17 protein-coding genes are annotated in these 16,445 nt (G+C 27.4%); 9 read left to right on the top strand and 8 right to left on the bottom strand.

The window, feature by feature from the left end:
- Both NY022_RS07205 and argH read right to left on the bottom strand, forming a co-directional pair.
- On the bottom strand, positions 1-149 hold a 149-nt coding region (locus NY022_RS07205; RefSeq protein WP_267524820.1), incomplete at its 3' end, for a prepilin-type N-terminal cleavage/methylation domain-containing protein.
- 182 nt (positions 150-331) lie between these two features.
- Positions 332-1,714, bottom strand: coding sequence for an argininosuccinate lyase (argH, locus tag NY022_RS07200; protein WP_267524805.1), 1,383 nt, complete (start codon positions 1,712-1,714; stop codon positions 332-334).
- Between the two features lie 118 nt (positions 1,715-1,832).
- Here argH and NY022_RS07195 point away from each other — a divergent pair, with 118 nt between their 5' ends.
- The 6 genes from NY022_RS07195 to NY022_RS07170 all read left to right on the top strand — a co-directional run bounded on the left by NY022_RS07195 (position 1,833) and on the right by NY022_RS07170 (position 8,140).
- Positions 1,833-3,020: a saccharopine dehydrogenase family protein gene (locus NY022_RS07195; protein ID WP_267524802.1), complete on the top strand. Its 1,188-nt coding sequence runs from the start codon at positions 1,833-1,835 to the stop codon at positions 3,018-3,020.
- Between the two features lie 66 nt (positions 3,021-3,086).
- On the top strand, positions 3,087-4,496 hold the full coding sequence (locus tag NY022_RS07190) for a hypothetical protein (RefSeq protein WP_267524800.1): 1,410 nt from the start codon (positions 3,087-3,089) through the stop codon (positions 4,494-4,496).
- A gap of 14 nt (positions 4,497-4,510) precedes the next feature.
- Positions 4,511-4,906: a hypothetical protein gene (locus tag NY022_RS07185; RefSeq protein ID WP_267524797.1), complete on the top strand. Its 396-nt coding sequence runs from the start codon at positions 4,511-4,513 to the stop codon at positions 4,904-4,906.
- Positions 4,907-4,917: 11 nt separating this feature from the next.
- On the top strand, positions 4,918-5,526 hold the full coding sequence (gene lpoB, locus NY022_RS07180; protein ID WP_267524795.1) for a penicillin-binding protein activator LpoB: 609 nt from the start codon (positions 4,918-4,920) through the stop codon (positions 5,524-5,526).
- The gene (locus tag NY022_RS07175; RefSeq protein ID WP_267524793.1) at positions 5,520-6,908 is read left to right on the top strand and encodes a hypothetical protein; all 1,389 of its coding nucleotides are present in this window, start codon (positions 5,520-5,522) and stop codon (positions 6,906-6,908) included. The genes lpoB and NY022_RS07175 overlap by 7 nt, the downstream gene beginning before the upstream one ends.
- Positions 6,909-6,910: 2 nt before the next feature.
- Positions 6,911-8,140 carry a hypothetical protein gene (locus tag NY022_RS07170; RefSeq protein WP_267524791.1) on the top strand — a complete coding sequence of 410 codons (1,230 nt, stop codon included), beginning with the start codon at positions 6,911-6,913 and terminating at the stop codon, positions 8,138-8,140.
- A gap of 124 nt (positions 8,141-8,264) precedes the next feature.
- Here the strand turns inward: NY022_RS07170 and modB are convergent, their stop codons facing one another.
- The 6 genes from modB to NY022_RS07140 form a co-directional block, all read right to left on the bottom strand.
- Entirely contained in the window at positions 8,265-8,915 is a 651-nt protein-coding gene (gene modB / locus NY022_RS07165) for a molybdate ABC transporter permease subunit (RefSeq protein ID WP_267524789.1), read from the bottom strand.
- Positions 8,903-9,580, bottom strand: coding sequence for an ATP-binding cassette domain-containing protein (locus NY022_RS07160; RefSeq protein WP_267524787.1), 678 nt, complete (start codon positions 9,578-9,580; stop codon positions 8,903-8,905). Before NY022_RS07160 ends, modB begins: the two co-directional genes overlap by 13 nt.
- Positions 9,567-10,259, bottom strand: coding sequence for a molybdate ABC transporter substrate-binding protein (modA, locus tag NY022_RS07155; RefSeq protein WP_267524784.1), 693 nt, complete (start codon positions 10,257-10,259; stop codon positions 9,567-9,569). Before modA ends, NY022_RS07160 begins: the two co-directional genes overlap by 14 nt.
- Positions 10,260-10,381: 122 nt before the next feature.
- Positions 10,382-12,124, bottom strand: a complete 1,743-nt coding sequence (locus NY022_RS07150) for an aminopeptidase P family protein (protein ID WP_267524782.1) — start codon at positions 12,122-12,124, stop codon at positions 10,382-10,384.
- A 2-nt stretch (positions 12,125-12,126) separates the two neighbouring features.
- Positions 12,127-13,620, bottom strand: a complete 1,494-nt coding sequence (locus NY022_RS07145; protein ID WP_267524781.1) for a peptide MFS transporter — start codon at positions 13,618-13,620, stop codon at positions 12,127-12,129.
- A 109-nt stretch (positions 13,621-13,729) separates the two neighbouring features.
- Positions 13,730-14,035, bottom strand: coding sequence for a c-type cytochrome (locus NY022_RS07140; RefSeq protein ID WP_267524779.1), 306 nt, complete (start codon positions 14,033-14,035; stop codon positions 13,730-13,732).
- A gap of 146 nt (positions 14,036-14,181) precedes the next feature.
- Here NY022_RS07140 and NY022_RS07135 point away from each other — a divergent pair, with 146 nt between their 5' ends.
- The 3 genes from NY022_RS07135 to NY022_RS07125 are packed head-to-tail and all read left to right on the top strand — an operon-like array spanning position 14,182 to position 16,445.
- Positions 14,182-14,649, top strand: coding sequence for a phosphatidylglycerophosphatase A (locus tag NY022_RS07135; protein WP_267524777.1), 468 nt, complete (start codon positions 14,182-14,184; stop codon positions 14,647-14,649).
- 9 nt (positions 14,650-14,658) lie between these two features.
- Positions 14,659-15,375 (top strand): substrate-binding periplasmic protein, encoded by a 717-nt coding sequence (locus NY022_RS07130; RefSeq protein ID WP_267524775.1) that lies wholly within the window; start codon positions 14,659-14,661, stop codon positions 15,373-15,375.
- Positions 15,375-16,445, top strand: a complete 1,071-nt coding sequence (locus NY022_RS07125; protein ID WP_267524773.1) for an epoxyqueuosine reductase QueH — start codon at positions 15,375-15,377, stop codon at positions 16,443-16,445. The genes NY022_RS07130 and NY022_RS07125 overlap by 1 nt, the downstream gene beginning before the upstream one ends.

Below are 16,445 nucleotides of genomic sequence, written 5' to 3'. Positions count from 1 at the left end.
TCACCTTTAAATGTGCTTAGGTTTGCAACAGCTTTTGTAGCTTCAGCGTCGTCTTTAATACCACCTAATTTTGGAACAGCAACAGCTGCTAAAATTCCGATAATCACGATTACGAAAATCAACTCAATCATTGTAAAGCCCTTTTTCATGGGTCACTCCTTAAAAAATAAATTTCACTTTATTTACACAAAGGTGTAATGAAAAAAATAAAGAAAACAACGATAAAAAGGCTATTAAAATAAACTTATATTGATTAAAAATACTAAAAATTTAATAAGCAAAATTGTAATAATTGATTTTAAAAATATTAATTTTGAAAAAAGCCTAAAATTTAGGCTTTTTGTAATTCTTTTAAAGCATTTTGTATTTGAATTTCTACCATTTTAGTAGCTGTGCCACCATAAGACATTCTTTTATTTACGCAAGTAATTAAGCTAATATTTTCATAAATATCATCGCTAATTTGTGTAGAAAATTCTTGCAAGGTTTTAAGGTCAATTTCTTCTAATTTTTTATTATTTTTTATAGCATAATTTACGATTTTTCCTGTAATTTCATGTGCATTTCTAAACGCAACGCCTTTTTTTGCTAAATAATCGGCTAAATCAGTAGCATTTGAAAAACCATTCGTAGCTGCTTTTTTCATAATATCAGCATTTATTTTCATTTTTTCAAGCATTTTGCTAAGTATCACAACGCTATCAAAAAGAGTATCCATACTATCATAAACTTGTGCTTTATCCTCGCTCATATCGGTATTATACGCAAGTGGCAAACCTTTCATAATAGTTAGCATAGCCATTAAATTTCCATACATTCTACCGCTTTTACCACGCATTTTTTCACATACATCTGGGTTTTTTTTCTGTGGCATAATGCTTGAACCAGTGCAAAAATCATCACTAAGCTCAATAAATTTATAATCATTTGACATAAATAAAATAAGTTCTTCGCATAACCTTGAAAAATGTGAAAAACAAATCGCACTAACGCTACAAAACTCTATCATATGGTCACGATTACTTACAGTATCAATACTATTTTCGCTAACCTTGCTAAAATTTAATTCCTTTGCTACAAAAAATCTATCTATATCAAAAGTAGTTCCAGCAAGTGCAGCAGCACCTAAAGGACATTCATCAAGTCTATTATAAAGTTCTTTAAATCTTAAAATATCTCTATTTATCATCCAAAAATATGCCATTATCCAGTGTGAAAATAAAATCGGTTGTGCTGTTTGTAAATGTGTAAAACCTGGCATAATAACACTTATATTATCTTGTGCTTGTTTTATAATAACACTTTGTAAATTTTTTAATTCTTTTACAATATCCTTAATATATGCTCTCATTTGTAAATGAGAATCAAGTGTGGTTTGATCATTCCTACTCCTTGCTGTATGAAGTTTTCCAGCCACTACGCCTATGATTTCTTTTAATCGTTTTTCTATAGCCATATGTATATCTTCATCACTGATATCAAAAATAAATTTATTTTCAATAAATTCTTGTTTGATTTGTTCTAAACCATTTAGAATTTGTTCTTTTTCATCATTACTTATTATTCCTTTAAACGCTAACATTTTACAATGTGCTACGCTACCTTCTATATCAAATAAAGCAAGTCTAGGCTCTACTGGTAATGACGCTGTATATTTTTCTACTAATTTATTAGTAGCTTCATTAAACCTACCACCCCATAATTTATCTTTCATTTTTGTCCTTTTTTTCATATTTTGCACGATTGTATCATTAAATTTATATTTTTGATAAGAATAAATTTATTTTTATCATTTTTAGGATAATATAGTAAAAAAATCTTAAGGAGAAAATATGAAACATTTATTAATAATTGGAGCTGGTGGAGTTAGCCGTGTAGCAACCTATAAAGCTGCTGAATACAAATATTTTGACAAAATTACTCTTGCAAGTAGGACAAAGAGCAAATGTGATGAGATAGCAAGTTTTATTAAAGAGCGTTTAGGGGTTGAGATTGCAACTGCTACGATTAATGCTGATGATACAAATGCAGTTGTTAAGCTTATACAAGATATAAACGCTACGATTTTATTAAATGTGGCTTTACCTTATCAAGATTTAGCTTTAATGGACGCTTGTTCTCAAACTAAAATTCCATACATTGATACAGCAAATTACGAACATCCTGATTTAGCTAAATTTGAATATAAAGAGCAATGGGCTAGAAATAATGACTTTTTAAAAGCTGGTGTTCCTGCACTGCTTGGTAGTGGATTTGACCCAGGTGCAACCAATGTTATGTGTGCGTATGCGCAGCAATATTTATTTGATGAAATTCATACAATTGATATTATGGATTGTAATGCAGGAGATCACGGCTATGCTTTCGCAACTAATTTTAACCCTGAAATAAACTTAAGAGAAGTTAGTGCAAATGGTAGATATTGGGAAAATGGTGAGTGGATTGAGACTAAACCACTTGAGATTAAAGTTGAACACGATTATCCTGAAGTTGGGGTTAAAGATAGCTATTTACTTTATCATGAAGAACTTGAGAGCTTATGTAAAAATATAAAAGGTTTAAAAAGAATTAGATTTTTTATGACTTTTGGACAAAGCTATATTCAACATATGAATTGTCTTAAAAATGTAGGTATGCTAGGAATTGAGCCAGTTGAACATCAAGGAATGAAGATAATTCCTATTGAGTTTTTAAAGACACTTTTACCTGACCCTGCAAGTCTTGGTGCAAGGACTAAAGGCAAGACAAACATAGGTTGTATTATTGAAGGTATTAAAGATGGCAAGGCTAAAAAAGTATATATTTATAATGTTTGCGTGCATGAAGAATGCTACGCTGAAACTGGCGCTCAAGCAGTAAGCTACACAACAGGCGTTCCTGCTGCAATTGGAACATATTTAATAGCAAGTGGCAAATGGAGCGGAAAAGGTGTGTTTAATATGGAAGAATTTGATGCAAAACCATTCTTTGATGAAATGAATAAAATGGGTCTTCCTATTAAAATACTAGAATTAAACTAATAGGTTTAATTATTATTAACTAAAAATTAATAAGATTAATAAATATTAATAGGGGGGGGGGTAACCGTGAGATTAATAAATAAATATTTAATATTAATTATATCAATATTATTTTTAACATCATGTTCTACAGCAGTTTTTACAGGTTTTGATACCGAAAATAAAGCAAAAGTAAATGATATAGCTACACAAAATTGTGATTTAAATAATAAAAATTTAAAATACGATGACAAAGAAAATCCACAAAATTTAATATCTATAAAAGACCCAGTTTATCATGGGAGCTATTTAGGATATAAAGCATTTTTATGTGGAGAATTTCAAAAAAGTATAAATATCTTTAATATTGTAGAAGATAATTATAGATTTAGTGTAGACGAAGAAAATATAGCTAAAAAAGCTGGTAAAGAAGTATTACACGCTGTTACTAATCAAAACGCAACAGATTATGAGGGCTTGTATTTTGAAAGAATACTAACGAATACCTATAAAGCTATGGATTATCTAGCGTTAAAAGATTATGGTGCAGCTAGAGTTGAAATTAATCGTGCTATTAATAGACAAGAAATTGCTAGAGATGAATTTGAAAAAGCTATATCAAAAAAACGAGAAAAGCTAAATAGCACTGATGAAAATAACAATATGGCTAATAAAATCATACAAGAAAATTTTGATTTTTTACAAACTAAAGCATACAAAGATTTTACGAATCCATTTGTTAGTTATTTTGCTGGATTATTTTTTGTTTTAGATAAAGATTATAGTAAAGCACGATTTCAATTTAGAGAAACGAGTGTTCAAGAAAATAATATTTATATAGCACAAGATTACATATTAGCTAATACAAATTTTAATATTAAAAAAAATAAAAAATCTAAAAATAAAATCATATCAAGTATGGATATATCAAATAATGGAAAATATATATGGCTAATATTTGACAATGGGTATGGTTTAAATTTAAAAGAAACGAATTTCACAATCCCATTTATGGTAACAAACGACGGGGTTGCAGGTTTATCTAGCTTAAACTTTGCTATGGCTACTTTAGGTGATAGCTATAAATCTTATGATTATTTATTTATAAATGATAAAGATACTAAATTATTAAGTGATATGGATAGTGTAATTACGGCAGAATACAAAGCAAATTTAGCATACCGTGTAACAAAAACAATCATAAATTTAACAGCAAAAACAGCATTAAACACAGCCGCTACTAAAGAAGATAGAACTTTAGGCTTAGCTACTAATATTTTTACATTTTTAACAAATCACGCTGATACTAGATATTTCGTAGGAGTTCCTAAAGAATATCAAGTAGCAAGAGTACCAAACAATGGAAAAATAATTATATCAAACCCAAACAAAGAGATAATATTAGAAGAAAATTTAAACCCAAATAAACACTTTGTAATATATATAAAATCACCTATTGCTGGAGTGTTTTATAAACAAATTTTTGAAGAAAGATAAGTAAAAGGAGTAATATGAAAAAGTATATTTTAGGTCTTAGTATGTTGTGTTTTTGTGCTTGTGCTAATACACAAAGCACAAATAAGCCAGTAGTTCAAGCATTAAATCAATGTCAAAATGTAATTTATACAGATGTTAGTTTAAATAAAAATCTAGCTTGTACTGAAGATGTATATTATAAAAATGAAACATTATTAGCTAATATAAATTTTACAAATTTAAAAAGTAGTGAGCAAAAAATCAAAATTAGCATTGATTGGTTTGATAAAAATTTACACCACATAAATACTGGAAATTTAGGAAAAAAAGAAGTAACAATATTTCCTAACGATATAGTATATTTACAATTCCCTGCACCATCTTCTCAAGCAAGGGCATATAAAATTCAAGTTTATAAAATAACAAAATGAAAGGAATAATTATGAAAAAAACTTATATGTTATCACTAATGGTTGCACTTGGACTTAGTGCGTGTGTTGCACCTGAATATGTTCAACCAACACCAAATAATAAAGCTGAAAAGCCAGTATCTTTAGGTATTGACGATGCTGATATTGATAAAGTTGCAAGAGAAATGATTGATTCTATGCTTGCAAGTCCATATTTTACAAATTCAAAAGCTGGACATTATCTAGTAGTATCAAGAGTTGTAAATGATACTATGCAACATTTTGATACTGATTTAATAACAGCAAAAATTGAAAGAGCATTAAGACAAACAGGAAGAGTAAAGGTTACTTCAGCACTTGGTGCAAATGGTGCTAGAGATGAGGCTACTTATAATATGAGAGAGTTAAGAGATAATGATGAATTTGACCAAGGGACAATAGCAGCTAAAGGTTCTTTAAAGGCAGCTGATTTATCACTTAGTGGAAAAATTATCCAAAGAAACACAAAAATTTCAGGTTCTAAACAAAGAGTAGATTATTATTTTCAACTAAGATTAACTGATACAGGCACAGGTTTAATTGAATGGGATGAAGAAGTAAAAGTTAATAAAGCAGGTTCAAATAGGAGCGTAACATGGTAAGAAAAATTTTATTAAGTTCAGTATTAGCAAGTGTTATAAGTGTTGGTGCATTAGCTGAAGAAGTGGCTAATCAAACACCTACTCAAGCTACAAGTGAAGTAGTAGCACCTAAAGAAGAAAGTGTTGTAAGCCAAGACATAAAAGCTACTGATGAGACTTTGCCAGTAAGTGATGAAAACAATGGTTTTGTTGATGACGAAAATGATATTTTAAGAATGATGAGTGAAGTAGCAGAACAAATAGAGGATAAAGCAAGTGGAAGAGAAGCTTTCATTTCTCCTGCTATTCCAATTCCTGTATTTAGAGAAGACCCAAAATACTATGATTATTTAGCAAGTGCTTACAATGAAGCATTTTTAAGGTTAAAAGCAAAAATAGTTATGGAAAAATACGGTATTTATCAAACAAAAAATATTTTAAGTGGTTATAGTGATGATTTAAGCGATGCTGATATTGATAAATTAATAGAGCAAGAAATTAAAAGTCAAAAAGAAAAAAACAAAACAGCAGAAAACATTATAAATGCACTAATTAAAAAAATCGCAGGAGATGATGCTATAAAAGAACAAGAGTTAATTTATAGAGCTGAAAAAATCAAAAACTCTCAAGATTTTAAAACAGAATCGCTTAAAACAGCATTTGGTGCTGTGAACGGTTTAATTCCTTATGAAAATTATATTGTAAAAGGTAAAAATGGTTATGACCAAGTTGGTCTAGTAGCTTATATATCACCTAAATCAATAGAATTAGCAGCAGCTTTAAAAGGTGGATATTTAGCAAAACCAACAGCTAAAAAAGAACAATGCAAAAATGCAAGAGAATTAGCAAATAGTATTAAAACTCCACTTTCAAAATTAGGGCTTACATTTTTCTATGATGAAAATTGCCAACCAGCGTTAATTTCTTATGGTATGAAAAACTATGAAAATAAAGGCAAATTTGCAGATAGAAAGGCTGAAAATGCTATTAAAGTTGCACAAATGAACGCAGAACAAAATTTAGCTATGTTTATAGGAACTCAAATTAGTGCAAAAGAAAGTGCAAAAACAGTTCAAAGAACTATGGAAAAAGTAGCTGTTGAAGTTAAGAGTAAAGATGGCATTGATGAACAAACAGGTGGTTTAGTAGAAGAAAATGCTATTTCAACAGTATTTCAAGAAAATATGAGTGCTAGTGCAAGTATGAAATTAATAGGAACAAAAGTTGTAAATAACTGGAAAAAAACAAAAGGTGAGCAAGGTATAACAGGAGTGATGCTTTATTATTCACCTGCAAGTGTTCATGAGTCAAAAAACGGCTTAAAACCTACACAAGCAATAACTCCACCAACTAATACTCAAAAAATTATTCGTTCAAGAAATGTTGAAGTAGAGGACTTTTAATTATGAAAAAAATTTTAATAATATTCTTAGGCTTGTTTTTAACAAGTCTAAGTGCAGCTACAACCACTAAACATTATTCAAAAAGTGCTACAGGCGAAGGATACGGCGTAACATACAGCGAAGCTGTGGATAATGCAATAGCTGAAGCTGTAACAAAGCTAAATGGTGCTTACATTAAAAGCACAAATTCATTTTCGCAAACACAAATGGAAAGCTCAAACGATGGTACAAATATAAACGCTCAGTTTTCTCAAAAAATAAGCAAAGCTACAAATGGTCGTTTTAGCACTTTTGATGTAGTATCTACAGAACAAACACCTACAGGATATAAAGTTATAGTAAATGTTACAAAAAATTCAAGTGTAAAAAGCTATAAAACTCCTGGAAAAGAAAATAATCGCCGTAGAATAGTAGTTTATCCTGCTTATAAAAATAATGATTTTTATATTTTTGGAAAAAGTGCTAACCAAGTTAGTAATGATTTATTAGTAAAAATTGAAAGCGAAATTCATAAAACTCGTAAATTTAACCTACTTGATAGAAGTGCAAATTTAGAATACATAAACGAAATGAGTATAATAAATAGCACAGGTGCAAGTGATGAAAAATTACAAATGAACCGTGTATTAGGAAGTGATTATATGCTTCGTTATACACTTGAAGATGCTGGAGTAAGCGAAAATAAGGCAAATCCACTAATAGGAAATTTAGGTGGGGGCTCTAGTGCAAATTTATCTTTAATGTTAAGTTATCAAATAATAATTCCAGCTACTAGAGAGACTAGATTTAGTGATACAATTACTATAACAAATAAAGCAAAAGAACCAAGCAGTCTTGAGTATAATAGAATTTTAGATAATGTTGCTCAAAGAATAGTAGAAAATATTCAAGCAGCAATTTACCCGCCAAAGGTTGAAAAAGTTAGTAATAATCAAGCAGTATTTACTCAAAAAATGAATATTGGTGCTGTTTTAGAATGCTATAAATTAGGTGCAAAAATTGTTGATAGCTATACTAAAGAAACTACAGGTAATGAAGAAATTTACACTGGAAAGGTAGAAGTTGTAAATGCTAGTGCAAAAATTAGTTATGCAAATATAATAGAAGGTAGTGTAATCAAAGGTAATATTTGTAAATTTGTAGATAATGCTAATAAAAGTGGTGTATCACATAAGGATAATTATCAAGTCCCTAAAGCAAAACGCTTACCTGGTGGTGGTTTTGAATTCTAATTAGCAAGTATTTTACTTGCTAATTTTATATCATTATTATTCAATTTTCATACGATAAATCATAATTTTTAATTATTTTTATAAATTTATATAATATTCTAAATAATAAATTTATAAACTAAAATCATTTATTTTTAATATATTGAAGTGGTAAAAGAAAAGCAAATGATATTAAAAGCATTATAATACTAATCTCATGCGCTCTTGTATAATCAATATTTTCTAACGCTTCATAAACAGCGATTGATGCTACTTTAGTCTCACCTGTAATACTTCCACCTATCATCATAACAACTCCAAATTCACCCATAGTATGAGCAAATGTCATAATAAAAGCACTAATTAAACTAGGAAAAATTAATGGTAATGAAAGACGAAAAATAATATTAGGTATAGATTTTTCTAATAATTTTGCCCTATCAAATAAATTATTAGGCAAGGCCTTAAATGCTGTATATAAAGGATTAAACATAAATGGTAAAGAATAAATTAAAGATGCTATAACTAAAGCTTGAAAATTAAAAACTAATTTAATATCATATTTTGCTAAAAATTCACCCAAAAAATTATTAGGGCTTAAAAAAACCAAAAGATAAAATCCTAAAACAGTAGGTGGTAAAACTAATGGCAATGATACAACACTAATTATAAATTTCTTAGCAAAAAAATCATTTCTAGCACAATAAAATGCTGGATATAAACATAAAATAAATAAAACAAAAGCACAAATAAAAGATAATTTTAATGATAAAAAAATTGGTTCTAAATCTTGCATATCAACTCATTATTTTTTATTTTTTCATTATAAAATTCTTGCCTATTTAAGCATTTTATGGTTTTACCATTGTGTATCATATAAACACGACTTGCTAAAGAATAAATTTCAAAACAAGAATGTGAAACTAAAATTATTGTGCATTTATATGTAGAATTAATTTTTTTAATTAAATTTATTAAAGCAATTTTATTAGTATCATCTAAAGCACTTAATGGCTCATCAAGTAATATATATTTTGCTTTTTTACTTAAAGCACAAATTAATGCTAAGCGTTGTTTTTCTCCGCCACTTAGTGTCTTCAAATTTGCAAATTTCTTATCACTTAAACCTGCCAAATTTAATAATTCATCATAATATTCATTCGCCTTTGACCTTGAAAAAATAATTTTTAAATCATCAAATAAAGTCTTAGTATTAGAATAAAGCAAATTCTCATACACATTAAAATTTGAAAATAAAGTGCAATCTTGGAATAAAAAAGCAAGTTCATTTTTAGGTAAAATTCCATCACCTAAAAGTCCAGCAAGTAATCTTAAAATCGTGCTTTTTCCACTTCCACTATCTCCAAATAGTGCTACGATTTCACTTTCTTTTAAACTAATCGTAGCATCTATAGTAAAATCTTTGAAACTATATTTTAAGCAAATTTCATTCATATCCATATTTATTAAAAATCGCCTTTGCTTCATCACTTAATATAAAATCATAAAACTTTTTAGCATCTTCACTATTTTTAACTATTATCATACCTTGTAAAATCGGCTCATGTAAATTTTCATCAACTAAAAGCATATTTTCATCTTTATAACCTAATTTTAATAATTCAGCTTTAGATGATGCCGCTATAAAACCATATTCACAAGCATTAATAGTTTGAGATAAAGTAGCCGCTATACTTGTAGCTTGAATGATTTTATTTGAATTTTTGACCTTTGCTAAAACTTCAGTAGCTGCCTTACCATAAGGTGCTGTTTTAGGGTTTGCTATAGCAATACAACTAGCATTTTCTAAACCTTTTAAATTAGCATCTTTTTTAGGTGCAAAAAGCAATAATCTTCCTTTCGCATAAGAAGTTGCTTTATTCTTAGTCAAATTTTCTAAATCTGTAGCAAAATCCATATTAGCTGCTAAAAACACATCAAAATCAGCACCATTTTTAATCTGTGAATTAAAACCACCACTAGCACCAGTATTAATAACTAATTTAATATCCGGATATTTCTCATTAAAAGCTGCTTTTAATTCTTCTAATGGATAAGAAATATTTGCAGCTGCTGCTATATTTAGCTCTCCTGCATTTAAAAAAGATGCAAGTAGTAAAGATAAAAAAACTTTTTTCATAATCTCTCCTTTTAAAATATAAAAAATTATATATTATAAATTCTTATAAAATTATAAATTTAATGATTTATTATATATATTTTTATATTTAAAATAAATAATTATAAAGATTAATTATAAAACTAATTAATCTTTTTTGTTTTATTTTCTAGCCAATATTTCTCATTGTCATTTAAATATGGACTTAATGTTTTAAATACTTTTTCATGATAAGAATTTAGCCATAATTTTTCTTTCTCATCAAGCATATTTAAATTTATTAAATTTAATTCAAAAGGATATAAAGTTACACTTTCAAATTTTAAAAATTCACCATATTCTGTGCTTAAATAAGGCATTGATAATACTAAATTTTCTAATCTTATACCATATTGATTATACTTATAAAGCCCTGGCTCTATAGAGGTTAACATACCTTTTTTTACCTTCATTTTCATATGAATATTCGTAAGATATGATAAAACTTGAGGACCTTCATGAACATTTAAAAAATACCCAACCCCATGACCAGTTCCGTGCATATAATCAAGTCCTTTTTCCCATAAAATACTTCTAGCCATAACATCTAATAAAGGCATTAAAACATCTTCTTTGTGTATTAAAGAACTCATAGCTATGTGAGATTTTAAAACTAAAGTATAATCATTTACCACCTCATCACTAACCTTACCAATAGCTATAACCCTAGTAATATCAGTAGTTCCATTTTGGTACTGCGCTCCACTATCTATTAATAATATACCATCTTTTGAAATTTGTTTTGCACTACCCTTTATTGCTCTATAGTGTGGTAATGCTGCATTTTCATTAAAACCTGCTATAGTAGAAAAAGAATTACTAATATATAAATTATGTTTTGCTCTTTCATTAGTAATTAAAGTATCAATATCGCATTCATTTAATTTTTCACCACTACCAATTCTTTTTTCAAAATCCATAAAAAATCTAACTAAAGCAACTCCATCTTGAATATGTGCTTGTTTTATATTTTCTATTTCTATTTCATTTTTACATGATTTCAAAAACACACTAGGATTAATATCATTGATTAAATTTCCTTGTAAATTCAATGCTAATTTCGTAGAAGTTTTTTCATAATCAAGTAAAATATTTCCATTCAGACAATTAGAATAATTCAAAATCTCACAATAATCTTTTACAATAATTCCTTGGTTTTGCAAATAAATTTTAACATTGCTATTTAATTTTTTCTCATTTACAAACAAAACACAATTATCATCACTTATAATTAAATATGATAAAAATACAGGATTATACAATACATCACTACCACGCAAATTTGTAATATAAGCTATATCATCAAGACTTGATATTATGTGATGATTTATATTTTTTTCTCGCATAATTTTTTTAATTTTTAATATTTTTTCACTAGCACTAAGGCTTATAAATTTATCATCTTGTTTATAAATTTCATTTGTAATGATTTCACTATTTTCTAAAATTTCACTAGCCAAATCAATATTAACTAAATTAAAATTATCACTTAATTTTAAATAAATATTATGCATTAAAACAGAATAATCTATACCTATTTTTGCATTTTTATAATCAGATAAAAAAGAAAAATAATCAGCAGTTTTGCAAAGTTTAATATCACTTCCTTCTAATTGCTTACTAGCCTGTAAAAAATATCTTCCGTCAGTAAATAAAAATGCTTCATTTTGAGAAACTATAAGTGTCCCAGCCGAACCACTAAAGCCACTTAATTTCGCTCTAGTTTTATAAAAATCGGGCAAATATTCACTAGCGTGTGGGTCAGAACTTAAAACTATATAAAAATCTAAATCATTAAATTTGATTAATTCTTGTAATTTTTTAATTCTTTCTTTATAAATACTCATTTTCAATCCTTTAATAATTTTAACACCCATTTTCTAGATATTAAAATTACACTAGCTACTATAATTAAAGCTATTATAAATTGCATAAAAATATCAGGTAATTGCGCTACATTATCAGCCTTTACCTTACCACCTACTATACCAGCTACAACATTACCTAATGATACAGAAACAAACCATAATCCCATAACAGATGATGAAATTTTACTAGGTGCTATTTGGCTCATAATTGATAATCCCACAGGACTAAGACATAATTCAGCTATAGATAAAACCCAAAAACAAGATATTAAATAAATTGGCGATACACTAGAATTTGTGCTAATTACTAATTTTGCAGCTAAATACATTATAAAAAATGCAAGTGCTGAAAGAATTAATCCTAAAGAAAATTTAACAAAACTATCTATCTCACGATTTTTTCTAGCCATATAAATCCAAAAATAGCTAATTATCGGTGCAAATATTATAATAGTAAATGGGTTGATTGATTGAAACCATTCTATCGGAAATTCATAGCCTAATATGGTGTGATTTGTGTAATGTTTTGCAAATAAATTAAAAGATGTTGGCTTTTGTTCAAAACACGACCAAAAAAATGCCGACGCTATAAATAACATTATAAAAATTATTAATTTTTTTCTATCCTTATTTGATAATCCAGCTAAAAAATATAGATATAAAAAATATAAAATACTAATCACAATAATTCCTATAATCATATTTTTTGCTATATAAACAGGATTTATATTAATAAATTCAAAAAATGCTAAAAAACTTATAAAAGCAATTAAAAATAAAGACATACTCAAGTATAAAATAGGTTTTCTTTTATCTCCTTGTGGGGTATCAAATCCTGATTCAAATTTATGATGATTAGCGTATTTTTTAAATTCAGGCAAAGTATGAAAATAATATAAAAGAGTTGAAATAAGCATTCCTACTCCACTAATAGCAAAACCTAAATGATAACCGTATTTTTCCTTAACTGCACCACAAATTATAGGAGCTATAAAAGAGCCTATATTAATCCCCATATAAAAAATAGTAAAGCCGCTATCTCTTTTAGAATCGCCTTTAGGATAAAGCATTCCTACCATAACACTAGCACAAGTTTTAAAAAGTCCAGTACCTAATACTATAAATAAAAGCCCTACGAAAAATACTTTATTGCCTAAAAAACACGATGAGGCTAATAAAAAATTTCCAAATGCAATAATTATAGCACCTATTAATGTAGCATTTTTTTGCCCAAAAACTTTATCGGCTAAATACCCACCAGGTAGTGCAGCTAAATATAAAGACCCAGCAAATATACCATATATACTAGATGCCACTTCAGGACTAAAACCAAATCCACCATCAGCTATAGCTAAAGACATAAAAAGTATTAACATAGGACGAATTCCGTAATATGAAAATCTTTCCCACAACTCAACAAAAGATAAGCTTAATAATGGTTTTGGGTGCCCTAAAAAACCCTTAGAATTATCCATAAAATCTCCTTATTTTAAATAATAAATATTTTACATACTTTTCATATAAAAAATTTAACAATAAAATAATGAAATTTATAAACCATCGTTAGTTAAACGATGGTAAAAATTATTTTTTTAAAGAAACTATATAAGATGCTAAAGCTTTAATATCATCATCATTTAATTTTTTTACATTAGGTTTCATTAATGCCTTGCTTGCTCCACCATAAGTATCATCTTGATAACCTTTTAATGACTTAATTATTTCTTCTTCACTAAAATCAGCTATTATCTTACTTTTATTTAACGCTGATTTTTCTGCTTGTTTTCCATGACAAGTAGCACAGGTTTTAAATAAAGCAGCACCATCACTAGCATAAGCACAAGTACCTAATAACGAAAAAGTCGTTAAACTTAATAAAATTTTTTTCATCTTTATCTCCTCATAAATAAATTTAAATTTTATTACAATTTATTAAATTTATCTTTAGTAATAAAAATTAGCTATACAAATTATAAAATTTTTAAAAAATTAATTAATTACCTTTATACAATAAAATTTTTGAAAGGAATATAAATATGAAAGACAAATTAATTAAATTTTATCTAACATTTTTCTACTCTGGTCTTAGCCCATTTGCAAGTGGGACTTGTGGAACAATAGCTGCTTTACCATTTGCATATTTAATTTTATTTTATTTAGCAAAAAGCACATTAATAATTTCATCAGTTGCGATTTTCATTCTAAGCACCAAAATTATTGATGAATATGAAAAATCTCATAATCACGATTCAAAAGAAATTGTAATTGACGAAGTTGCTGGAGTATTTTTAGCAATAGGTTTAAGTTATAATAATGAATGGTGGCATTTTATTCTAGCATTTTTACTTTTTAGATTTTTTGATATCACAAAACCTAGCGTTATAGGAAGAGTTGATAAAAAAGTAAAAGGTGGTTTAGGCGTAATGCTTGATGATATGTTAGCTGGATTTTTTGCTGGTATGTTATGTCTAGTAATTCAAGGAATTTATAAACAATACATTTAAGGAGAAAGTATGAAAAAAATTTTATTAAGTTTAAGTTTAATAGCAAGTTTAAATGCAGCCAGTATAAGTGTTGCAACTGCACCAAATTATCCCCCATATGAATATATTGAAGATGGAATTTTAAAAGGTTTTGATGTTGAAATTATAAATGAAATTGGAAAAAGAATAGGAATAGAAATTGAATTTAAATATATGGATTTTGATGGACTAATTCCTACTCTAAAATCAGGTAAAGTTGATTTAATAGGTGCGATTTTAAAAAAGACACCAATTAGACAAAAGGCAGTAGATTTTACAATTGACTTTAAACAAAGTTCTAATTATTTATTAGTAAAAAATACTTTTAACAATATCCCAACGGAATTAAAAAATTGTAAAGAATATAGCTATGAAAATGCTAAATTTGGTGCTGAACTTGGCAGTGTTCAATATGATATTAGTAAAAAATTAGGCGAAAATGTAAATGGTTATGCAAATAATGGAGTTGCGATTTTAGCTTTACAAAATAATAAAATTGATTTTTTATGTATAGATAAAAGTGCAGCCGTTAAATTTATAGAAAAAAATCCAGATTTAAAAATATATTGTGAATATCCTGATGAAGCTGGTCAAGGATTTGCTGTAAATAAAGGAAATACCGAACTTTTAGAAAAAATTAATAAAGCATTACAAGATATGTTAGATGATGGGACTATCAAAAAAATTGGTGATAAATACGGTATATAATGCTAGTTCATATTTGTTGTAGCGTTGATTCGCACTTTTTTTTGCAAGAATTAAGAAAATTAATGCCTGATGAAGAACTCATCGGGTATTTTTATGACCCAAATATTCATCCTTTTAGCGAATATGAATTAAGATATTTTGATGTAGCAAGGTCTTGTAAAAAGCTTGGTATTAAGCTAATTAAAGGTGAATATGATTATGCTGAATGGTTTAATTATGTAAAAGGCTATGAAAATGAGCCTGAGCGTGGGAAGAGATGTTCTAAATGTTTTGATTTTAGAATGCAAAGCTCTGTTGAAATGGCTTTAAAATTAGGGCAAAAAACATTTACAACCACACTTTTATGCTCTCCTAAAAAAGATTTAGAACAATTAAGAGTATCTATGCAAGAAGCTTTAAAAGGGACTGATTTAGAGTTTTTTTGCGTTGATTTTAGAAAAGATGGTGGAACTCAAAGGCAATTAAAATTAGCAAAAGATGATTTATTGTATCATCAAAATTATTGTGGCTGTATTTACGGCTTAGCTCAACAAAAAAGCGAAGAGCATTTAATAAAAGAATTAAGCTCAAGTATATATAAAAATCAAATTCTACCTGGCTCAATAGAAGAAAAATTGCAATTTTTTAAAAAAGTCGTAAGATTAGAAAGCAAAAATAAACAATTTAGCATTATTAGAGAAAAGTTTTTAAATTATCGTTTGTTGTTTGCTAAAATTTCTAGCGAAAATAAAATTTTACCATCATTTGTTTTGTTTTATTCTCATTTCAATACTCGCAAAATAAAATTTAATCTAGAAAATAACAATGACATAATATTTTGCAATAAAGATGAAATTTGTATAATAAATTTTAAAAAAGCTAACGAATTTTTTAAATTTAATAATTTTCAAGATTTTATTAAAAATCCTCCTAGCATACAAAAACAAATAAACTTTAGAAAAAGAATATTTAATTCTCATAATTTAAGTCCTATAATAATAGTAGAAAATATCCCAAGTAAAATAGAAATAATAGCAAAAAGTATTATTTTTCAAGATAGTAAATTTATTTTAAAATGTAACGAAAGGTAA

It is taken from the genome of Campylobacter sp. MG1 (assembly GCF_026616895.1).
Lineage (GTDB): Bacteria > Campylobacterota > Campylobacteria > Campylobacterales > Campylobacteraceae > Campylobacter_E.
Note: the sequence above shows the minus strand (reverse complement) of the source record. Positions and strands in the feature narration are given on the sequence as shown.